Source organism: Demequina activiva, from assembly GCF_016862815.1.
Classification (GTDB): domain Bacteria; phylum Actinomycetota; class Actinomycetes; order Actinomycetales; family Demequinaceae; genus Demequina; species Demequina activiva.
In genome coordinates this window covers 70104-92218 of the sequence record NZ_BONR01000001.1, presented here as the reverse complement: position 1 = coordinate 92218, position 22115 = coordinate 70104, and the positions used below count along the sequence as shown (strand labels likewise).

The window sequence follows — 22115 nt, the reverse complement described above, 5'->3', positions numbered from 1 at the left end:
TGCGAGCCCGCTGGTGTCAGTCGCCCTTCACGTTGACGAGCTGCCGGAGCGTGTGCTGGATCTCCACCAGGTCAGCGGAGTCCGCCATGACCTGATCGATGTCCTTGTACGCCGCGGGAATCTCATCGATGAACGCGTCCGTGTCCCGGTACTCGATGCCCACCATCGAGGCCCGGAGGTCCTCCTGCGCGAACTGCCTCCGCGCCTTGGACCGCGAGTAGACCCGCCCCGCCCCGTGCGGGGAGGAGTGCATCGACACCGCGTTGCCCAGGCCGGTCACGACGTAGGAGGCCGTGCCCATCGAGCCCGGGATCAGGCCCCACTCGCCGTCGCGCGCGGAGATGGCGCCCTTCCGGGACACCCAGACCTCCTTGCCCCAGTGTCTCTCCTTGGCGGAGAAGTTGTGGTGGCAGTTGATCCGCTGCTCCTCGTCGACCGCGACCGCCGAGCCCGTGGCGGCGGACATCCACCGCTCGAACTGGTCGATCACCCGGTCCATCATCTCCTCCCTGTTCGCCAGCGCGAAGGCCTGGGCCCACAGCAGGTCAGCGATGTAGTCGTCGAACTCCGCAGTGCCCTCCACGAGGTACGCGAGGTCCCTGTCCGGCAGCGAGATCCAGTACCGCGACATCACGGTGTGGGCGACCGCGATGTGGTGCTGAGCGATCTTGTTGCCGATGCCCCGGGACCCCGAGTGCAGGAAGAACCAGATGCGATCGGCCTCGTCCGCGCTCACCTCGATGAAGTGGTTGCCGGAGCCGAGCGAGCCCAGCTGCAGCCTCCACGCCTTGGCCATCGAGTCGAACCGCGCGATCTGCTCGCTGGTGGCCGCCGCCTCGAGGGCGTCGATCCGCACCTGAGCCGAGTCGCGCATGGTCCGGTTCTTCCCTCCCGCGCTCAGCGGGATGGACCGCTCGATCTGCGACCGCAGCTCCGCGAGGTCGTGACCGGTGAGGTCCTCCCGCGTGAACTGCGTCCTCACGGCGATCATCCCGCAGCCGATGTCCACGCCCACGGCGGCCGGCATGATGGCGCCGAGGGTGGGGATCACTGAGCCGACGGTCGCGCCCAGCCCCAAGTGGGCATCGGGCATGAGCGCCAGGTGCGGGTGAATGAACGGCATGGTCGAGGTGGTGAGTGCCTGCTCCTTGGTCTGGGGATCCAGGATGGATGCCCAGTTCAGAAGCCGAGAGTTCAGCTTCTCCATGATCTTTCCTTTCGGTGGTGTGGTGATGGGTGGTGCCGGCGAGACCTGCGGATGCAGGGCCGGCGTCGTGGCGAGCAGGCGTGCGCGCGCACGAGCATGACGGCTGGCGTGAGAGTCCCGGGTGGGAGCTTCATCGCAGCGCCGCCATGTGAGCCCGCGTGAGTGCGGGCACAGCAGGGGTCAGCGCTGGGGCTGGTAGCCCTCTCGACGCACCGACGGCCGCTCATTCAGGCGGCCGCGCAGGCGGAGAGGTTCTTGGGTGCGCAGAAGGAAGCCGGCGGTGGCCGAGCTCTTGGCGTCGAGGCTCATCGCGGGTCCTTTCTGTGCTGTGTTGGCGTTCGCCGGCGGCTGCCGGCGCACGAGCATGGGACTGTACGCCTGTACCTGGGGTGTTGGCAAGGGTTTCTGTTGGAGCGGGCTAGAAATGCTTCATCATGTGCCCGACTGCACGCTCCCGTGCTGCGTCGCGCTCTCGGACGATGTATCTGTTGCCTTTCGGAGGCAGCGGAAGTGCGCGCCGGCCGGGGATTGGTTGCGTTGACCTTGAACCGACTCCTTGCCGCCTAGGTAGCGTGCTGCCCCCATGCATCGGCGCTTGCTTCGGTGTATGGGTTCGGGATACCGCTGAGCGAATGGTGAGTGTCGCGACGCATGTGAATCTAGCCGCCCCGCTTGCTAGTCCACTCGCGTGTGTGTGCTGGCTCATTTGCTGCCGCGGGTCGTCGGTGCGGGCGTTTCTGCGATCTTCAGATCGTTCCCCATGCCGGGTCTCGGACCGAGCTAGTCGAAGCCAGGCCGCTGGCGCGGCTATAGGTGTGGATCTCGGGCGGCGGTGCTCGAACCTGCACGTGGCCGATGGGCGGGTGCGTTCGCATGGCATGGGCATGTGGTCGATGTCCCATGCTGAGGACCGAGGTAGATCACGGACTCTTGTGGTCGAATGGTGGGCCAACGGCTGTGAGCGACGGCGATGCGATGTTGCACCATCACAATCGACGCCAGAGCAACCTGATTTCGATGTGTTGGCGAGTGCTCGCTCTGGCAAAGTGTCGCCGGTGCTCCTTCCTACATGTCGATAGGGTGCAGGTCCCTGCTGTCATCGTTGGAGACGACGAGGCCGCGCGAGTGCGGACTGTCCGCAATCGGCGGGCGCGAGGAGAGGCAGTGATAGACGCCGCTCACGAGATCGAGTTGTCAGAGCCCCGGAAACCCTGGCCCACCGTCTGGCAGGTCGAGTTCGCGACCCTCAAGCGGGTCAAGTACTCCGACACCGACCGGCTTTATGAGGCAGGAGGCCATCGCCCGGGTAGCCTTCGAGGCTTCCTACTACGCTGGTAGCTCGATGGTGTCAGCGCTCACCACCAGCTACGAATGAGCGTCAAGACGAATCATGGCTCTCCGCGCGGCCCTGACTCTCCGGTAGTCCCGGTCGCCGACCCTCGCGGAAGACGGACCTGAGAGGAAGCGCAACTCGTATGCCCAGGCACCTCGTAGCCGTCCTGCACAGCCCGCCGCTAGGCGATGGGTTGCTAACGCTCGGGCGAGTGAACGTTGCGCGCAATGCCCTTAATTGCGAAACAGTCTCAATCGCAAATATCTACTCGAACCCGCTTGCGAACGTAAATGCGCTACCGTATGCGGCCGACGACGGTTGGCAGCGCGCGCGGGCTCACGTCCGTCGTGAGTTGGATCGTGCCGACGCCACGGACGTATTGCTCGCGTATGGAGTACAGGCTCCGTCTGGTGCACACCGCTCCCTTTACTTACAACAACGCGCTTGGCTCAAGGAGGTGCTTCGGCAACACAGTCTGCGTGTTTGGACCTTCGGAGACAGGCCCTATCACCCGTCGCGCTGGCAACGCGTGACCTATCGCCACGAACCCGGCGCATCGATAGAGCAGCTAGCGCCCAGCCTTCTCACGCCGCTTGCGCTTTAGCTCTAGCCACGGCGATGTTGTGCCGGACGCCTTTTCCCGGAGAGCTTTGAGGATCTTGCCCTCCAACTGACGAATTCGTTCTCTCGTGACACCCCAACGGGCGCCGATCTCGTCGAGGGTCATCGGCTCATCGATATCAGGGCGAAGAGCGAAGCGACGCTCGATGATGTCACGACTGCGTTCGTCCAAACCGTCGAGCAACCACACCGCCATAAACTCACGGTCCAACGACTCATCGAGGTCCTCGAGGCACCCGTCCCAAGGCACATCTTCTTCGCGATCAAGCATTGCCTCAAACGAGGCGAGTGTTCGTGTACGTTCCGCCATCACACGAACCTCCTTTGCAAGCCCGTTGTCCTCAGAGTTAAGTGCTTCCCACACATGAACGGGAAGCCGGATTATCTGAACCTCGTTGGCGCGCCATCTTTGCACGGACTGGCGAATGTGCCAGGACACATACGTACTGAGCTTGTAGCCCCTCTGGTGGTCCCAACTCTCCAGGCCACGCATGAGGCCGATACAACCGGCCTGGAACGCGTCTTCGGCCCACACGGGACTGATTGACCTGGCAACGCCCTTGGTCCAGTGAAACACAAGGCGAAGATTGGCCAGGATCAACCAGCGCCAGGCGTCCTCGCCCTGCTCAATAAGCGTGTGGAGGTCCGCGAGTTCCTGCCGAGGCGTCGTTGAGAGATCTAGCCTCTCAAGGCGCTCCTGCGCGAGCAGTCCTGCCTCTACCCTAATCGCAGCCGTACTGGCACCCTCGTCATCAAGCGGCGGTAGCTGCTCGACCAGGCGCCCAAACCAGTCGAATCTTGGCGGCAGTGAAGCGCTGGAGTCTTCTGGCGGTGGTTCTGGCTGACGCCTCTCTCGGAGGCTGGCTGAGGGCGGCTCGCGACCAAGCACAGAATCCACTTCGTGTGTGAGGGCCGCGTCGGCGAGCGATGGGTCGGCCGCGCTCAGCGAATCAAGGAAGTCCCGTGCGTCCGCTGTCGCGCTCGACCATTGCACAGGAAAAGCCTGGTCGTCTGCAATCCCTTGAGCTCCAGTCAAGGCACACGTCTACCCGAGTTCGATCTCTGGGAGTTCGAAGATGGCCGAAAGGTCGTAGCCGCCGGTGTGCACCTTCTCCGAGATGTACGCCGTCCCCGCATTCCCGAGCTGAGCGAATAGCCGGACTGGAGCATCAGTGGGCATGTACCACCCCAGGAACTCGAGGATCGCGAGGTTCACGCTTCCCCTGTTCCACATGGTGCCGGTTGAGGGCGGAGCAGTCGACGGATCGAGGCCCTTCCTGAGTGCAAGCATAGCGGCGGCCTCGAAGGCACGAATGCTTGTGTTGAAGTAGCCCTGTCGGACCAATGACTCGAGCGCCTCCTTGTTAGCGGCAGATGGACCAAAGGTCCGCTGGTCTCCGTCCCTATCCGACGGTACGAGATCAGAGTCGCTCATGCGGGGTTCACCTCCGAACGCTTCGCACTCAGTCGATCGATCGTATACTCACGCCCAATCTTGCCGGCCAGAATGGCAGCGTCCCGGGTGGGGTCGTATTCACCTGACTGCACGAAGAGAATCACCTGACGATCGAAGGTGCCAACCCATTCGAGAATCGCGCGCCGGTGGCCGATATCGAGTCGGCCGAAGGGGGTGTCCATCACCATGGGGGCCTCGTCCACGGAGCACTCACCGAGCGCACCGATAAACGCCATCGTCAGAATCTGATTCGCACCGGCAGAGATCATGCCCTGCGCCCTGCCGTCGCGATGGAGCACCGCTAGCCGGTAGTCATCGCTGATAGACACTCCCGAATAGTCGCTCTCAGTTGTCAGCGTTCGGAACAACTGACTCGTAGCTGTCTGAACACGCTCCCGCATTGCCGAACGGAATCCGTCGTAGGACCGAGCGACGATTTCGCTACCTTCCTCCGCCATTGCTTGGAGGCGCCGCGTGTCGGGGTCTACCTCGGGCTTTTGCGCTAGCTTCACTCCGAGTCGGTTTACCTCGGCCTTGATCTGGCCCCTCTTGATCTCGAGCGGCCCCTTGAGGGAAGCGAGCCTTTGCTTGGTGCCCTTTGCCTCCAAGAGATTGCGTTCCAGGGCGTCGATCTCGACTGTGGTCCCCTGAAGCTGATCCGTCAAGTGGAGAATCTGCTGAGCGCGCCTATCGTTCTTGAGCTTCTCTCGGCGGAGATCGCGCTCCTGATCGTGCAGCCACTGCAGCGAACTAGGAGCCGTCGAGAACTTCCTTAGCCGATCACGCCGCACCCGAAGCTCATCTAGGCTGGTGCTTTCGGCGTCGTACTGGAGTGTGGCTTCAAGCTGGGCTATCTCCGCGCTTAGCTCATCCTCGTTGTGAGTGGCGACAGGCTGTCCGCAGGCAGAGCAATAGCCGCTTCCGAGTTGGCCTTCGAGCTGCTCAATCTTTATCCGTGTACGAAGCTGCTCGCGATCCACCTTCTCCGCAGCGACAATCCAGTCTTCGATATCCTGGAGATCCTCAAACAGCTTGTCAGCCATCGGCAGCCACCACTGCTGCTCTGCCCGCTCAGCGATCGACTGGCGGTAGTCCTTGATGGTGTCATGGGATGCATCGAGCTCGCGCTGCAATCCCTTGCGCTCGTGGTACGCATCCTTGACCTCGTCAAGCTTTGCAAGTTGCGCCTCGATTTCGTCGATCTCCTGTGTGAGGGCGCGCTCCCTCTTCTCGAGCTCGAGCAGGTTCTTCTCGGTGGCCTTCAGCTCATCTGCCTTCGCGCGGTAGGCCTCGCTGTCCTTGTGATGTGCCTTCTCTTTTCGTACCACCTGGTCGATTGACTTCGTGACGTCGTCGAGGACCGCATCCATGTCTCTCCAGAGATCTCCGAGAAAGGGGAGCCCCAGCGCGCGCTCGACTTGAGTCCGCACGAACCCTTGAGCTGAGGAGCGCTCTTCGCGGAGCCTCTCCTCGAAGCGACTAAGCATCTCTCCGTCGAATAGAAAGAAGTCCGAAATGTCGCGGCTCAGAATCCCATTTATGACGTCCGGGATTTGGGCAACTGGATAGGGGAGCCCGTCTCCCGGCTTCAGGTCGAGCTTCGGTACCTGGACTGTGACCTTTCCAGGCCTATCCTCCGTTGCTATGGAGGTGCGGTAGAGCGTGAACTCGGCACCGGCATGTACGAACTTCAGACGCACGCCGAACTCTGTCTCACCCGTTTCGAGTGCGTCGGTGTTGACCATGCGTCCGACGTCGAGAGGCGTGCGCCCATCCTGTTCGCGGATCTCTCCGTACAACGCCCACACGATTCCACGAAGGAGACTTGTCTTGCCTCGCATATTCTCCCCGCGGAAGAGCACCACTGGCGCATGTGGTGTGACGTCGAGCGGGATGCGGTGCTTGCCGTAGTAAGGACCCCAATTGACCAGTTCAAGCTCGGATATCTGCATCAGTCGTCCGCAACCTTATGTGCATCCTCAAGGAGCACTCTCTTGATCTCTCTTTGAATCTCGCGCCGATCACCCAGGTGATTACGCCGGTCCCAAGCGTGCGCGACTAGCTTCGACCACGCGGCCGGACTGATTTCCGCGCCCTCCGTATCCGAACGCGTCTTAAGGATGGCCACTAGCGCTTCTTCGCGCGGTGAGGGCCTCTCGAGTTGAGACACAAATCCCCCTTCGTCTGGTCTGCTAGTCTTCCTCGACATCGAGTTCACCGGATATCATGCCAGCCGGCAACAAGTCATCAAGATAGAGTTCAGGTCCGATGTTACGGGAGTCTCGGGCGAATTCTTTCGCACGGATCACCTCGCTAGGGGCAATAGCCTTCCCGTCGGTACCGATCACGATCACGTCAAATAGATGCGAGCTGTACTTCCCGGGCGAGCGACGCAGGACTCGACCGCGGCGCTGTACGTACTCGCGCGGGTTCGTCGATGACGCCAGAATAAGCGCCCGGTTGATCATCGGGATATCGATTCCCTCGTCGAGACACTTGATGGCTAGTAGAATCCCCCCACGATTCGAAAAGAAGTCCAGAGTCGCCTTGTGGTCTCCGTCGTCTTGAGAATGGTACTCAAGCAACTCGAGTCCAAGGCCCCCGAGTTGCTCGCGAACCTCGCGAAGGTGGTTCACGTCGCTGCAGTAGACCAGCCAGCGATCGCCTGTGCGGTAGTTCTTTGCGACAAGGTCACGGGCGATAGTTGCCTTGTTATGCGCACCCTTCGATATACGGGCACGCTGCCGAAGGAGGTGGAGCGCGTGCTCAGACAGATCGCCATCGTGGCGTGCAATCTCCTTCGCAACGCGTTCCGTCAACTCATCCCAAGCCACTTGCTCGTCTTCAGTCAACGCGCATGTGACGAAGTCGTAGTCGTAGGGCACGAGGACCGCAGCATCGAGCGCATCCCGGAGGGTGAACTCAGGGACGAGAATGTCACCGAAGTACTCGAAGATCGCCGCGGTGCCAGTCGGATCGCCATATCGCTGAGGCGTCGCGCTCAAGCCAAGCCTCGCGCCCGATGCGATCCTCTCCAACACACGCCTCGTATCGGGCGCCCCCACGCTGTGCACCTCATCACCGACAACGAGCAAGTGTTCGCCGCCATGCGCCAACTCGAGGAATCGGGAAGTGGCCGCCGTTTGATAGGTCGACAAGATGACGCGCTGTCCGAGGGACGAATCATCACGGGTGTAGTCCGCAAGGCGGGAGCTCCAACCGTCTCGGCCGTGGCCTGCCCCAGCTAGCAGCATTGCCGGGGCGCCCAGCATCTCGGTGATCTCAGCAGTCCACTGTCTGTGAAGCAGCTCGGAGGGGACCATTACGAGGGCAGGCTTGCCGTCCGCCGTCCACCGTCGAATGGCCTCAAGCGCTGTGCGTGTCTTGCCCCCACCAGTTGCAAACGCCACGATCCCCCGGCGACCGGCGCGCTCCCATGAGTCGAGGACCTGCGCCTGGTACGGCCTCAAAGAAATCGTCTTCGGGTGGAGCTCGGCGTCGGTCAAGGCCCTTCGGAGAGACTCTACGATCTCCGCGAGGGGCTCTGCCGGCACGTACTCACGGATCACGCGAGAGGCCTGATCGACGCTTGTCACGCGTAGATTCCGGCGCAAGCCCATCCAGGTCTCATCGAACTGATCGGAGTGCCTTGAACACCGTCGCTCTTCAGATTCGCCAAGCCACTCGGGAAAGACCTCGATTCCTTCGTGATTTGCCAGGCCAGACCAAGCAGAGGCTGTCTCGTTTGCGCTTCCGCTGAAAGAGAGGCGATTGCCCTGAGTGTCCGTGAACACACCGATCTTCTCGTGGTAGAGCCCCGAGGCTCCAACGGTTACGAACTGTACTTCGAGAACTCCAGAGTCGATCAAGGCCCGCATGCATGCGACTGCCCGGGACTGGACGTGCGTGCCGTGGGCAAGTGCGGCCAGCGATGTCGCCGCTACCTCTACTGGCGTCGGGCGATGCGATTCAGGAAGCGCTAGGACGGCTTCAGCATCAGCCTCGCTCAGATTGGGCGAACAGAGAAGACGCATTTTGCCGCCGCGCTCGACAAACTCACTGAACACTGCTGGAGCAAGCGCGAGAATCGCCGAGGAAAAGTAGCCGGCAGCGCGGTCATACTGAATGGCATGCGAGAGCGCGGGCGCATAAAACTCATGGAGCATCGAAGCGCCGCTCGTGGAGTAGTTCTCCTGAAACGTCACATCGCGGAGACATACCTCGGTGTTGCTCACACTTCTCCCAGCGCTACGTTGCCTGCAGACAGCTTACTTGGCCGGATAGTGCCAGGCTCGGTCGGACGCGCGGCTTCGCCTGCTTATCTGTGCCACAGTGTCGAGCGCGCCAGTCAGGTCTCAGTCGGCGCTCGTAGTGCGCGAAGGCGCTCGTGTGCAGCGTCAGGGCCCCCTTCCTTCCACGGCTCATCCCAGTCAACTGATGCGTTGCCGAGGTCAGGTTTGCCATCCATGTGTGTGAGGACTAGCGCGCAATCCCGACTCGTTGCCTGGCCCTTGGTATCGCCCCAGATGCGGCTTACCTTGCTTTGCTGGGGCAGCTCGTCCTCGACCAGCTCGAGCAAGCGCAGCCCAGTCTGATCTCCAATGTCATCCCACATTTGCTTGGCGAGCGGCAAAGCGTTTTCCTTGCCTGGGTCCTTCACGTCGCCGATCACCAGCACCGCGACGCCGTCACGCTTGAGAACGCGCTGTATGCCGAGGGCCGTCTTCTGCATGAAGCGGCAATACGAGGCGTACGTGTGACGATGATCGAGCACAGCGTCGAGCTGCTTCCGTCCAGCACCCTGCTCGCGACCCACTTCGTCAGTGCCGAGCAGCCATAGTCGAATCCAGTTCGACTGGGCGTAGTTGACGACCTGCAAATATGGAGGCGAGGTCAGGACTAGATCAACGGACTGTTCGGCAATCTTCGAACCCTCCAGCAAGGTGGCCGCGTCGGCGTGGTGCGCTACGCCCACTTCGTCGCCGATGTCGTCCAGATACAGACGCGCTAGCTTGTCGCGCAGCCGCTCGAATACGTCTTGGTCGAGCTTCTGTAGACCCTTCTCACGGATGTACTTTTCGACATAGGTGGGTGACATGCTGAAAGTATTGGGCATGCTAATACTCAGGTATTGACTCGTACCGTCGCGTCGCCAGCCACCGTGCATGATGCCCGCGAGCGACCCAGCGAGCATGAACTCCTCTCGGCTCCAGCTCGTGATACCCTTTTCGAGAAGGCGACCTCGGATAAAGACAAGTTGTGCCAAGGTATTGTCGTGGTAGAGCATGCGAATATCAGGCGAGACGTCGAGCGGACTTTGCCTGATCCTTTTGAATGACTGCTCAAGCTGGTCGACAAAGCCATTAGCTTGGTCCCAACTTGGCGGTGAAGTCTTCGCGCGAGACAATACATACGCGAGCGGGTTTAGGTCGTTGGCGATTGCCTTTCGGCCCTCGACGCGGGCCTGTAAAGGAGTAGTGCCACGCCCGCTGAACGGGTCCAGAACGACGTCTCCAGGACGCGAATACTGTTGAATGAACTGATGCGCGACCTTAGCGGGAAACATTCCGTGATATGAGCACATCGTATGCATCGAATGGCCCCAGCGAGCGCTGATGCTGTGCCAAAGGTCTCCCGACGATGTCGTCCCGCCGTCGATCGATCCCCGCTCGGGTGCGTCGAAGTAGGCGTCCTCGGACCAGTCTATCGGCTCGCTCAAGCCAAGTACTCCTCAAAGGACTTTGCGGCGGCGACAAGAACTGGTTCTCTCGACTTCTTCGAGACAGTAGAAAGTCGATCGCGCGCGTGGCTGAAGTCCCTATACGTCGCCTGACCGCCGGCACGTCGCAGACCAAGCTCTCGCTTGACGGCCCTCACCTCTTCACCCGCGAGATAGCACTCGGGCGGCAGGGCCGCCGTGACCATTTCGATGAACTTCAGCGGATACCGCTCAGCACGGCCCAGGCGCGCGTCGGCTGCCACGGCTGTGCTCCAAGTCTCGGGGTCTGACCCCTTCGTAAACTTCTCGCGCAGAGCGCGCTCGAGCCCATCGTCGGTCAGCCGTAGCCATGCGTATGGATTGGATGATGGAAACACGCCCACATCCATGAGCTCGACAATGCGGGTAAACAAGCCTCCTCGCTCCATGAGACGCCAGAGCCCGGTGTAGTTGCGCAGAGTTGCAGGCGACACCCCGATGTAGCGAGCAATGTCGGCCTTGCGTACGTGCTCTGCCTCGTGAAGATGCTCTACAAGGGTGGCAAGCTGGCTTGGCAACAAGTCCTGGTAGATGTCGGACTGGAACCGGATCTCGTATCGCATGTCGTAGTCGAGCGAGTAGGCAGTGACCGTCTTGAACCGCGAAGGGTCCTTTTGCCGGATCGACCGGACCGCCCTAAGTCTCAGCGCGCCGTCTATCACGAGGTATCCCCCGTCGGGTCGAGCGGCCACCTTCAGCGGCTCCGCCAGCCCAATCTCTTCGACCGACGAGCGCAAGCGCTCCTCGAAGGCCTTGGCGCTACCAGACCGCGCTAGTTCCGCACTCAACCTCAGCTGTCCGATTGGCACCTCGATGAGCTTCACTGGGAGACCACCGCGTATGAAGCGCCAGCACGTGCGAGCTCCGTCGGGAAAGCCAGTGCGACTTGGGCGAGCCGATCTTTCAAGGAGCCTCGTGGCGACTCGACGAGTGCGTTGCAGGCCCAGTGCAGGAGGGCCACCCGTGCGCCGAGTTCTGCACGTCCGAGCGACTCCAGCTCCTGCCAGCCCAACGCGACGAAGAGCGCTTCAAGTTCCTTGGGCTTGATTGACAGACCCGCGATGATCGTCAGCACGCCTTGACGCTCGGAAGGCTCGACATGCCGCGCGATCACCGCTTGCATAGCAAGGTTCACGTCCCCGGACCTCAGTGCTTCAACTTCGCCGGGAGTCGCGCCATCCAGTTGGGTGAGAAGGCGACGAACAGTGGCCGCCGAGACACCGAACCTGCCAGCGATTGCGGAGGTCTCTTCTCCCTCCGCGCGGGCGCGCTGGATGAGGAGTGCGCGGTCTACAGGACGCATTTTCAGGCGGGCGACATTCTCCACCAGAAACTGCTGGACCTTTGCGGTCTCAGCGTAGGTGTCGTCGACCACGACAGCTGGAATTGTCCTGACGCCTAGGAGACGACACGCCAGCGTGCGACCTTGTCCCTTGATCAGCAGGTAGTCACCGCTCTTGTCGGGTGCCGGGCGCACCGTAATGGGAGTCAGTACCCCGAATCGCTCGATTGACCGTTGCAGATCCCTGTGCCCGTCTCGGTCGCGCCTGCGTCCGAGTCCTTCCTCCGGGCGAATCCGAGCAACCGGTACGTCTCGGATTGGGAATGAGTGGTGATCTCGCGTCGGTCGATCCATCGATTCGAGAGGCGTCACTGCCTCGCTTACTTTCATCACCGATGCCCACCACCCCTTCGATTTGCGATGATGTGATTCTCTCAGAACCTGGCAGAGAGCTATGCATTTCTCGCGCCGCGTCCGCAGAAGCTTCCCGACACCAAGCTCCGCAGACCTCGCGAGCTGACATTAGTCGAGGGGTCGGACAGGCGCCAAGCACTCGCGCGAATCGACCCGCGAGCTCGCTCACACCGAGGCGCTCCAGTCGAGGGGACTGCGCGCGCCCAGGACGGGCGGGAGTGCCTTGGCTGGAGGCTCCGTACCCTCACACAGCGCCGCCCCGGGTCAATCACCGGAGCGGAGTGCGTCGGCGAACGCGATCACTCGCTGCATCGCGGCTTCGGGTTGCACGGCCCGCTGTACGCCTGCGTGCGGTGCGATGGCCCGCACAGCGTGCGCGAAGCCGCAGAAGGGAGTCGCCCGCGACCAACGGGCTGCGAGCGCGGCAGGGTGTCGGCGCTCGCGATGCTGCCCATCACGGGCGTGCTGGTGTTCGAGGCGGTGCTACTGGGCGATGGAAGCTTAGCTGCGCCTGGCGTGAATCTGCTGGGGACCAGCGTCGTGGGTGTTCTCACGGCATGCGGGAGCTACCGAGGGGTTATCGTGGCCGCTGGGCGACCAAGGGTGCCGCTCGACGTGCGTGCGGTCGCAGCTCCGGCAGTTCCGGGGGGTGAAAGTGACCGCATCGCCCTGTACCCTGGCCACTTCAGAAGCCGCGGGGAGCGGGCTGCAACCGCTGTCGCATCGGGCCCGCCGTCGTAAATGGCGTTGGCGTGTGGCGGCCGTATGGCGCGCCTGCAGCGCGCTCCGCGCTTCCCGCACCCGGCGCACGCGCGCGACCTCGAGGTGCTGGCGCCGGCGCGACCCCTATAGGCGTCCGCCCGCGTCCCCTCTCCCGCAGCTTGGGGTGACATACCCTGACCGCATGCCTACCGCATCGGCCTCCAGCAAGCCCGGCAACGCCGTCGCCCTGCCCGACGACTTCCGGGAGCGCGTGTTCAAGGCCATCGCCGTGCAGCGGCCCGCCGTGACCGCGTACATCAAGGAGGTTCGCCGCCGCCACCCGGAGGCGACGCCCGCCGAGGTGATGCGCATCATCGAGAAGCAGTACGTCGCCACGACTACCTCGGCGAGTGCGGCGGTGGGCGCATCGGCCGCCATTCCTGCGGTGGGAGTGCCCATCGCGATCGGCCTGGGCGTCGCGGATCTGCTGTTCTTCTACGAGACCACCGCTTTGTTCGCCCTGTCGATGGCCGAGCTTCGCGGCATCCCCATCGACGATCCCGAGCGCGCCAAGGCCGTGGTGCTGGGCGCAATGTTGAGCGAGAAGCGCAAGAGCCGCATCACCGAGCTGGTCCTGGGCGCCCTGCCCGCCGGCGCTACCGTCCACACGGCTCGCGCCACCGCGGGCAAGGTCGCCGGCGCCGCGAACCCCCAGTGGGGAGACCTGCTCGCGCAGCAGCTGCCGGACTCGGCGCTGGTGCCCGTCACGATGGTGCTCGCCAAGAACGCCCTCGCGCAGGGCGCGGTGATGGGCGGCGTGCGGATCGGCTCCAAGGCCATCCCCGTCATCGGCGCGGTCGCGGGCGGCGCGACCAGCTACTACTTCGGCTCCTCCGTGGTGAAGGCCTGCCGCGAGGGCTTCTCCGCGCCGGTGGAGGCCTGGCCCGAGTGGCTCTCCATCGATCCCGGCAGCCCGGCCGATGCGCCCGTCGAGACCCGCGCGGCGCGCGCCATGCGCTCGGCGTCCGTGAGCGCCAAGGACTTTGGCGCGAAGTCCTGGCGGCGCGTGGCGGACCGCGCATCGGCTTTCCGTAGCGGCCGGAGCGACGACGCGTAGGTCGAGGCACCCCGCGCGCACCAGCCATCATTGACCCATGCCCTCGAAACGGATCTTCAGCTTCCTGGTCGATGACGACGATGCCGACGTCCAGAGCCTGAAGCCCGACGCCCGGCCCCACATCGCCGCCAACGGCGTGCGCCAGATGGTCGCGCAGGCCCTGCAGTCCATGGGCGACCAGGTGGTCAACGCGAAGACCGTGCTGCCGTGGCTCGTCACCGCGCTGGGTGCACCCGGCGCGTTCGTCGCGTTCCTGGTCCCCATCCGCGAGTCCGGCTCGATGCTGCCGCAGGCCGCGTGGGCTCCCAAGGTCCGCCAGCGGCCGCGCCGCAAGTGGGTGTGGGTCGCGGGCGCGACAGGCCAGGCCGTCGCCACCGCTGCCATGGCGCTGGTCGCCACGACCGCCTCGGGCGTGGTCGCCGGAGTCGGCATCCTCGCCGCGCTCGCCGTGTTCGCGCTGTCGCGCTCGCTGACGTCCATCGCCAGCAAGGACGTGCTGGGCCGCACGGTCCCCAAGGGCCTGCGAGGCCAGATCAAGGGCGTGACCACCGTCGCGTCGGCCGCCGTGGCCCTCACGCTCGGTCTCGCGTTGCGCATCTGGGGCGGGGACAGCGTCAACACCGTGGTGTTGGCCGTCCTGCTGGCCGCTGCCGCGATCGCGTGGGGCGCCGCCGCATTCGTGTTCGCGACCATCCGCGAGCCCGCGGAGGAGCCAGAGCCGGAGGCAGAGGACGGCCCCAACTGGGCGGTCCAAGCGCGCGACCTGTGGCGCGAAGACAGCGTCTTCCGGCGCTTCGTGACCGCCCGTGCGCTGCTGCTGGTGTCCGCGCTGAGCCCGCCGTTCGTGGTCACGTTCGGCACGGCGCAGGGGGAGGGGAGCCTGTCCTCGCTGGGCCTGTTCGTGATCGCGCAGGGCATCGCGGGTCTGATCGGCGGGCGCATCTTCGGTCGGCTCGCGGACCGCTCCTCGCGCCGGCTGATGATCGGCGCGTCCATAGCCGCATCCGCCGTGATCCTGGCGTTCCTGGCGCTGGCGCGCGTGCCGTCGCTGGCGGAGACCGCGTGGCTCGCCACCGGGACCTACCTGCTGCTCGCGCTCGCCCACGTGGGTGCGCGCCTGGCCCGCAAGACCTACGTCGTCGACATCGCCGAGGGCGACCAGCGCACACAGTACGTCGCCGTCGCGAACACGATGATGGGCGTTCTGCTGCTGGCCGTGGGTGCGGTGACGGCGGCGCTGGCGCTGCTGGGCTCCGGCTTCGCGCTGCTGCTGCTCGCGCTGCTGGGGATCGCCGGCGCGTGGGTGGGTCGCGGCCTGCCCGAGGCCGAGCGCGCCTAGGCGACGCCGGGGCGCCCACCCAGCCCGCGCATCGGCCGGCAGCAGGCGCCTCCACTCAGCGCAGGTCCAGCCGCATCAGCACCCTCGGGAAGCCGTTCAGCACCGAGCCCGTGTCCGCCGCCTTGCGAAAGCCGGCCTTCTCGAAAGCGCGCCGAGTGCTCACATACGCCATGGTCAGGTCCACCTTCTCGCCCTGGTTGTCCACGGGGTAGCCCTCGATCGCGGGCGCTCCGCTGGCACGTGCATGCGCGACCGCGCCGTCGATGAGCGCATGGGTAAGCCCCTGTCCCCGGTGCCCGGGCCGCACGCGGATGCACCACAGCGACCACACGTCCAAATCATCCACATGCGGGATGAGCCGGTTGCGCGCGAAGCTCGTTTCCGCGCGCGGATGCACCGCCGCCCACCCCACGGGCTCGCCGTCGCCGTAGGCGATCACCCCGGGCGGCGGCTCCTGCGCGCACAGCTCGCGGACGCGCTCGGCGCGCTCGGGACCGCGCAGTGCGTTGTTCTCCTTGGAGCCGATGCGGTAGCTGAGGCAGAAGCACACGTTCGAGGTGGGCTTCTTGGGGCCCACCACCGCCGCGACGTCCTCGAACACGGTCGCGGGCCTGACCTCGATTCCCATCTGTTCAGTCTCCCTGGCGGGCGCTAGATTCGCGCTGTGACCACTCACTGGCTCCCCGGCGACTTCGAGCATCCCCTGCGCGTCGACGTCGTCGCGGGCATCCACCTGCGTCCCATCAGCCCCGATGACCTGGCGATCGACATGCCCGCCGTCATGGGCAACCAGCCGATGCTCTGGGCGAAGTACGGCGACGCGTGGGGCTGGCCGCCCGAGGACATGTCCGCCGAGGCGGACCGCGAGGACCTCGCCCGCCACGCCCGCGAGATGGTCACCCACGAATCGTTCAACTACGCGATCCTGCCCGCGGACGAGAGCGCGCTCTACGGGTGCATCTACATCGATCCGGCGGAGCCGGCCGTGGGTCCCGGCGGTCCTGTCGCGGACGTCTCGTTCTGGGTGACGGCCGATGCGCCGGCGGGGCTGGGGGACACCGTGAGGGAGTACGTGCCGGCCTGGCTCGCGCGCGAGTGGCCCTTCCAGACCGTGCGATATCCGTTCGGCGAGCTCGGCTGAGCGGCGCATCGGCCGCCCGCGGTCAGCCTGGCCCAGAAAAAACTTCGGAAACTCTGTCAACCTCCGCACCCCCGCCGTGCAACGAGGGGCAGACGCGCACCACAGCGCGTCACCCGACAGAGGAGCAGATCATGTACGAGAGCACCGACACCCAAGAGATCCCCACCATCGCCCCCACCCGTCGCCGCCGCTGGCTGGTGATCGCCGCCGTCGGCGCCGCCATCATGGGCACCGGCCTTGGCCTGGCGCTGTGGCCGCACGGCTCGTCCACCACCGACGAGCGCCTTGCCTCCGGCCTCGATGCCTCAGCGCCCGTGGCGGAGGCCTCGGCCTCCCCGGCTCCCACCGCATCGTCCGTCCGCGGCACCGAGCTGGACGAGCCCGCCGAGCCCGATGAGTCCGTCGCTCCCGCCGCCCCCGCGGCGGAGGAGCCCCCGGCCCCCGCGGAGGACGAGCCCGCGGAGCCCGAGGAGCCGGCAGAGCCGGAGGAGCCCGCAGAGCCGGCCGAGGACGAGCCGGGCCCCGCGGACAATGCCTCGCCGGTGATCGGCTGGGTCAAGACGCCTGAGGACCCCATCTACGAGCACTCGCTCTCATGCTCGCCCACCACCGCCAAGGTGCGCGCGCAGATCAGCGACAACGTGGGCGTCGTGAACCCCCGCCTCGTCTACTTCATCCCCGGAACCGGCGTGATCCAGGTGCCCATGACGCTCAACTCGTTCGGCAACTACGTCGCCGAGGTCAGCAAGGTCCCGCAGGGCTTCGTTCCCGCCGGGCAGGACTCCAAGCAGCTCTTCGTGGGCGTGGTGGCCGAGGACGCCGCCGGCAACGTCTCCGAGGATCACGGCTCGATCACCGTCACCGGCGACTCCTGCCTGAGCTTTGGCTGAGCCGCCGTGCCGCTCCCGGTCCGGCGCTCGCCGGGCCGGGAGCAGGCATGCCGGACTAGGGTGTCGTCAACGATCACGCGAGGAGTACCCATGGCACCAGTGCCAGGCGTGCGGGAGCGGGTCGCTGCGTTCGTCGCGCACGAGTACGGCAAGGTCGTCGCCGCCGTCACGCTGGCCACGCGGGACCGCGACCGTGCCGAGGATGCCGTGCAGGACGCCCTCGTTGCCGCGCTCTCCTCGGACACGCCGCCGGACAACGTCGCCGCCTGGGTCACCGTCACCGCGATCAACCACGTGCGCATGGCGCACCGGCGCTCCGGGGCGCAGGCCCGGGCCTACGCGAAGCTCCCACCGGAGCCCGAGCAGATGGACGATGCGACCGGCCAGGTGGTCGACTCCCTGACCGTCCACGACGCGGTCGCCGCGCTGCCGGACGGACAACAGCAGATCGTCACGCTCTACTACTATCTCGACACCCCGGTCGCGGACATCGCACAGGCCCTGGGGGTCACCACAGGAACCGTCAAGACGCAGTTGCACCGGGCGCGCAGCGCCTTGGGAAGCACGCTAGGGAAGGAGGCGCCATGACCGACGACGATGAGCTGCGGCGACTCTTCCAGGACGCCGAGCCTGCCCAGCAGCCCGCGGACCCCGACGCTCTGGTGGACTCCCTCATGGCACGGATCAGCGCCGCCACGGGAAGCGCCGATGCGCCGGAGACGGCGGATGCGCCGGAGACGGCCGATGCGCCGGCGGCTTCCCGGTGGCGCATCCTGGGGCTGTACGGAGCGGGCGTCGTAGCGGCAATCCTTCTCGCCGTCACCCTGTACGCGTGCGGCGCGCGCGAGGAGGCGTTGCCGCTCGTCTCGCCCAGCCCCACCGCCACCCCGTCGGCCACGCCAAGCGCGACGCCCTCGCCGTCCGTGACGCCCTCGCCGAGCGCATCGGCCGTGTCGACCCCGACGCCCAGCCCCAGCGTGACCTCCACGCCGGAGAGCGAGCCGGTGCCGCCGGAGCCGGATGCACCCGCGCCGGCGGACCCCGCGCCCCCGGACCCCGCGCCGGAGCCCGAGCCTGCTCCGCCAGCGGACGAGTCCGCGCCGCGCATCCGGCTCACCTCCACCATCGACGACATCTGGGAGGTCAACGACATGTGCGACCCCCAGACGCTCCTGATCCGCGCGACCATCGTGGACGACGTGGGCGTCACCAGCGCCGGCATCCGCTACGTCGCAGGCTCGGCTGCCCCGGCTCAGCGCCAGCTGGTGCGCGGCGTTGGCGACGAGTTCACGGCGACGGTGGGACCCATCGAGGCCGGCTCGGTCGCTGAGCAGCTCCAGCCCACGAACGTCGAGGTGGAGCTGTGGGCGCGCGACGAGGCGATGAACGTCGCCACGCTGCGGGTGACGGTGCCGGTCCGATCCGCCTGGGCCTGCGCCCCGGGGTAGTAGCTGCCCGAGGTAGCGGCCCGGGGTTGCGGTCCGGGGCCGCACGCACGCGATGGTTCGAGCGCTAGGTCACCGGCGCATCGGCCGGGCGCTGCTCGGGCTCCGCGAGCGCGCGCGGCCACCGTCGCGGCACCAGGCGAGCGGCGGCGATGGTCCCGGCCAGAGCGACCGCCGCGGCACAGGCCAGAGCCAGCGCGACGCTGAAGTCCAGCACCTGCGCCACGGTGGCGGCGGCCCCCGCGAGCGCGATGCCCGTGACGCTCGCGTAGCCCAGCACCCGCACGCACGAGGTGGTGACGATCACCGCGGCCACCGCGCACGTGGTCAGGCCCATCAGCGCGAACCCGAGGACCGGCAGGGGGGTGAGGACGTAGGCGTCGGGCGGAGGGGCGTCATCGCCGGTGGAGGTCGCGGTGGCACGCACGGCGACCACGGCCATCACGGTGCCCCCGCCCGCGAGCAGGAGCGCGGTGAGCCAGGCGCCCGTGCCGAGCCGCCGCTGTCGCGACCACACGGCTGCGAGCGCGAACACCACCGGTCCCGCGAACGCGAGCAGCACCACCAGCCCCAACGGGACCAGGTACGTGGGGTGGCCGGGGCGCTCGCCCAGCAGCGGCAGCGGCGCGGAGATGCCGTCGTATCCCGGCAGGCCGATGCGCTCCCACGTGCCGTCCGTCGCCCGCACCGCGAGGCCATCCACCCCGTTCGCGGCGTAGACCTGCATGCCGTCCTCCGAGTCGACCACGGCGACGGCGATGGTCATGATCTCCGACGCGCCCGCCTCCAGCCGTTGCGCGAGGTCCTCGAGAGCCGCATCGGACACGCGGTAGTCCTCGTCCCAGGTCGCGCCGCCGTCGCTCGACATCTCGACGCCCTGGGCGCCCTCCGCGGGGCGGAAGCAGAGGTCGCCATTCGCGCTCGAGCAGCGCACGAGCGTGCCTGCCGCCGGTGCGTCCTCGGGCTCCGGCAGCGCTTCGCGGTCGGGGTCACCCTGTCGGGATCCCTCCCAGGTTCCATCGGGCTGCAGCGTGTACCAGGCGCCTGAGAAGGAGCCGGCCTCGCGGTGGACGTCGACCGGGCCCGCCGAGCCCACTCCCGCCCACACCTGATCGCCCACCGTCTCGACGACCGTCACGGCGGACTGCTCGGGCGCGGATGTCGCGACGCTCGCGAGCACCGCGATGGGGACCAGCACCGCCGCGCGCCACCGCGTGTGGCCGTCCGTGCGTGCACCCTGCGTGTCCTGCGCGTTCTGCGTGTCCTGCGCGTCCCGGAGGCTCGCATGCGCCGTCCAGGCGGCGACCGCGAGCGCGGCGAGCGCGACCAGGTCGGTGGGGTCGCGCAGCACCGTGGACGGCCAGGTGATCGCCGTGAGCACGGCCGATGCGGTGGCGGCGCCCATGTCCGTCGCCTTGACCACGGTGAAGCCGATGCCGGTGACGGCGATCGCCGCGGGCATCAGCAGCCGCGCCGAGGCGCGCGGGACGGCCAGAGAGGCGACGGCGGCGAGCAGGGCGGGGAAGAAGATCAGGCCGGCGATGTCGGAGAGCTTGCCCGTCCACCAGGAGCCGAACTCGGCCTTGAGGACGTGATCGTTGAGCACCAGGACGGCGATGCCCGCGACGCTCGCGGGATGGGCGATCCAGCGCAGCGTCGCGGGGCGAGCGCCGCGGCCGTCCTCTGTGGTCATGAGGCGAACGTAGCGGCGCGGCGGTGCCGGCACCATGGACTGTGACCAAACCGAGATCGCATCGGTACCTGGCGTGATGTGGATGACGGGGGCCGCCGCGGCGTCCGTGTCAGACCCCTCTGGTGGGATGGATTCATGGCGACGACAGCTGATGCGAGTGCCGACTGGGACGGCGCGGTGCGCGCTGCTCTGGTGGGGCGGCGCGCGTTGACGCATGCGGGTGTGGCGGCGCTGTCGGATGATGATCTGGCCGCGATGGGTGGCGCGGTGGGGGCGGTGCGTCGGGACGTGGATCGGATGCTCGCGGTGGTCGCGGCCGAGCAGGCGGCACGGTCGCGCGTCAAAGCCCGTGAGGTGGGATTGGCGCGGCGCCGTGGTGGTGGGGATGAGCGGGGCATGGTCGCCTCCCAGACGGGTGGCTCCAGCGCGGAGGCGGGACGGCTGATCGAGGTCGGTGAGGCGTTGCGGGACGCGGAGCAAGCGACAGAGCCCTCTGGCGCTGCAGAGCCGCAGTGTCCGGTGTTTCCTGTGGTGGCGGCAGCGGTCAATGCTGGTGGGCTGAGTGCGGAGGCGGCGTCGATGATCCTGCGGATGCTGCGCCGCATCAGCGACCGGGTCGAGCCCGGGGCTCTGTCACGAGCGGAGCGCGATCTGGTGGAGGCGGCACGGTTCATGAGGATCGAACGCCTGGCAGCCCTGATCCTGCGCACCGAGGAACGCCTCGATGCTGAGCATCGCCAGCAGCGTGCCGAAGAGCGTCGGCAGCGACGGTTCCTGCGCATCGGGGAGAGTGCGGACGGGATGATCTGGTTGCGCGGACAGCTCGACCCCGACAACGGTGCCCCGCTGGTGGCGGTGATGCAGGCGATGGTGGGCCAGCACTTCCGCATCCGCAAGCAGGCCCAGGATGCTCAGAGGGCCGGCCATGCGGTGGTGGTGGATGAGCGCACCCCCGAGCAGGTCCGCGCGGACGCGATGGGAGACTTCGCCCGCCACCTGGCCTCCTGCGACGTGGACGTCCTTCCCAACACGGGCGTCACGATGATCGTGCGGTGCTCGCTGGAGGACTTGCGCACCGGACTGGGCGGCAGTGTCGACGGGCTTGGTGCCGGTCTGGATGCCGGTGCGCTGCGCCGCGCTGCCGCCGCGGCCGGGGTGATCCCGCAGGTGTTGGGCGGCACGTCGATCGTGCTGGATCAGGGACGAGCCAAGCGCGGATTCACCCCCGCCCAGAAGCTCGCCCTGGCCCACCGCGACGGCGGCTGCGCGATGTGTGGCGCGCCGCCCAGCTGGTGCGACGCCCACCACATCGTTCCCTGGTCCCACGGCGGCCCATCGGACCTGAACAACGGCGTCCTGCTGTGCGTCAGATGCCACCACGACATCCATCGCGACCACTGGATCATCGACGCCACCACCACCGACGTGTGGTTCACCCCACCACCATCCATCGATCCCGAACGGCGGCGGCGACCCGGCGGACGGAAGCTCTTCGACAGCCTCCCACCACCCCCGCCCCGCGAGTCGGCATCACAGGAACGATGCGCCATGACCGCACCCGAACCCGTCGCCGTCGGAGCAGCGGACGTCGTCGAGGAGCCTGTCGAGCACGGTCCGGGCGGTAGCCGCTGGCGCGATCCGTCCCCGGTCGAGCGGTGCCTCGCTCGCGCCCTCGCGCGTCACACCTACACTCGGGAGCGACGAGGAGGCCCCATCC

General features: G+C 66.3%; 16 protein-coding genes and 1 pseudogene. 7 read left to right on the top strand and 10 right to left on the bottom strand.

The features are described 5' to 3' along the window. Positions 1-16: 16 nt before the first annotated feature. From Dac01nite_RS00440 to Dac01nite_RS00405, 8 genes are all read right to left on the bottom strand, one after another. Positions 17-1207, bottom strand: a complete 1191-nt coding sequence (locus Dac01nite_RS00440) for an RtcB family protein (RefSeq protein WP_203652818.1) — start codon at positions 1205-1207, stop codon at positions 17-19. 1901 nt (positions 1208-3108) lie between these two features. Continuing rightward, positions 3109-4155, bottom strand: a complete 1047-nt coding sequence (locus Dac01nite_RS00435) for a sigma-70 family RNA polymerase sigma factor (RefSeq protein WP_203652817.1) — start codon at positions 4153-4155, stop codon at positions 3109-3111. Between the two features lie 51 nt (positions 4156-4206). Beyond that, positions 4207-4596, bottom strand: a complete 390-nt coding sequence (locus tag Dac01nite_RS00430) for a hypothetical protein (RefSeq protein WP_203652816.1) — start codon at positions 4594-4596, stop codon at positions 4207-4209. Then, positions 4593-6569: an AAA family ATPase gene (locus Dac01nite_RS00425; protein ID WP_203652815.1), complete on the bottom strand. Its 1977-nt coding sequence runs from the start codon at positions 6567-6569 to the stop codon at positions 4593-4595. Before Dac01nite_RS00425 ends, Dac01nite_RS00430 begins: the two co-directional genes overlap by 4 nt. Positions 6570-6809: 240 nt before the next feature. Next, positions 6810-8852: a DEAD/DEAH box helicase family protein gene (locus Dac01nite_RS00420; RefSeq protein WP_203652814.1), complete on the bottom strand. Its 2043-nt coding sequence runs from the start codon at positions 8850-8852 to the stop codon at positions 6810-6812. Positions 8853-8965: 113 nt separating this feature from the next. After that, positions 8966-10336: a DNA methyltransferase gene (locus tag Dac01nite_RS00415; RefSeq protein WP_203652813.1), complete on the bottom strand. Its 1371-nt coding sequence runs from the start codon at positions 10334-10336 to the stop codon at positions 8966-8968. Beyond that, the gene (locus Dac01nite_RS00410; protein ID WP_203652812.1) at positions 10333-11199 is read right to left on the bottom strand and encodes a ParB/RepB/Spo0J family partition protein; all 867 of its coding nucleotides are present in this window, start codon (positions 11197-11199) and stop codon (positions 10333-10335) included. The genes Dac01nite_RS00415 and Dac01nite_RS00410 overlap by 4 nt, the downstream gene beginning before the upstream one ends. Further along, positions 11196-12011 carry a ParB/RepB/Spo0J family partition protein gene (locus tag Dac01nite_RS00405; RefSeq protein WP_239066502.1) on the bottom strand — a complete coding sequence of 272 codons (816 nt, stop codon included), beginning with the start codon at positions 12009-12011 and terminating at the stop codon, positions 11196-11198. The genes Dac01nite_RS00410 and Dac01nite_RS00405 overlap by 4 nt, the downstream gene beginning before the upstream one ends. A 964-nt stretch (positions 12012-12975) precedes the next feature. Here Dac01nite_RS00405 and Dac01nite_RS00400 point away from each other — a divergent pair. After that, positions 12976-13890 (top strand): M15 family metallopeptidase domain-containing protein, encoded by a 915-nt coding sequence (locus Dac01nite_RS00400; protein WP_203652810.1) that lies wholly within the window; start codon positions 12976-12978, stop codon positions 13888-13890. Positions 13891-13927: 37 nt separating this feature from the next. Beyond that, positions 13928-15229 carry an MFS transporter gene (locus Dac01nite_RS00395; protein ID WP_203652809.1) on the top strand — a complete coding sequence of 434 codons (1302 nt, stop codon included), beginning with the start codon at positions 13928-13930 and terminating at the stop codon, positions 15227-15229. Positions 15230-15284: 55 nt separating this feature from the next. Here Dac01nite_RS00395 and Dac01nite_RS00390 read toward each other — a convergent pair whose 3' ends face one another. Continuing rightward, a complete protein-coding gene (locus Dac01nite_RS00390) occupies positions 15285-15857 on the bottom strand; it encodes a GNAT family N-acetyltransferase (RefSeq protein ID WP_203652808.1) in 573 nt (190 codons plus the stop codon). Between the two features lie 36 nt (positions 15858-15893). On the opposite strand from Dac01nite_RS00390, the gene Dac01nite_RS00385 reads away from it, so the two are divergent. From Dac01nite_RS00385 to Dac01nite_RS00370, 4 genes are all read left to right on the top strand, one after another. Then, positions 15894-16370 (top strand): hypothetical protein, encoded by a 477-nt coding sequence (locus tag Dac01nite_RS00385; protein ID WP_203652807.1) that lies wholly within the window; start codon positions 15894-15896, stop codon positions 16368-16370. Between the two features lie 131 nt (positions 16371-16501). Next, the gene (locus Dac01nite_RS00380) at positions 16502-17260 is read left to right on the top strand and encodes a hypothetical protein (protein WP_203652806.1); all 759 of its coding nucleotides are present in this window, start codon (positions 16502-16504) and stop codon (positions 17258-17260) included. Between the two features lie 90 nt (positions 17261-17350). Next, a complete protein-coding gene (locus tag Dac01nite_RS00375) occupies positions 17351-17848 on the top strand; it encodes an RNA polymerase sigma factor (protein ID WP_203652805.1) in 498 nt (165 codons plus the stop codon). Further along, entirely contained in the window at positions 17845-18708 is an 864-nt protein-coding gene (locus Dac01nite_RS00370) for a hypothetical protein (RefSeq protein WP_203652804.1), read from the top strand. The genes Dac01nite_RS00375 and Dac01nite_RS00370 overlap by 4 nt, the downstream gene beginning before the upstream one ends. A 64-nt stretch (positions 18709-18772) precedes the next feature. On the opposite strand, the gene Dac01nite_RS00365 is transcribed toward Dac01nite_RS00370, so the two are convergent. Next, on the bottom strand, positions 18773-20398 hold the full coding sequence (locus Dac01nite_RS00365) for a hypothetical protein (RefSeq protein WP_203652803.1): 1626 nt from the start codon (positions 20396-20398) through the stop codon (positions 18773-18775). Positions 20399-20533: 135 nt separating this feature from the next. On the opposite strand from Dac01nite_RS00365, the pseudogene Dac01nite_RS12015 reads away from it, so the two are divergent. After that, a pseudogene (locus Dac01nite_RS12015) lies at positions 20534-21796 on the top strand (HNH endonuclease signature motif containing protein); the annotation flags it as partial. Positions 21797-22115: the final 319 nt, after the last annotated feature.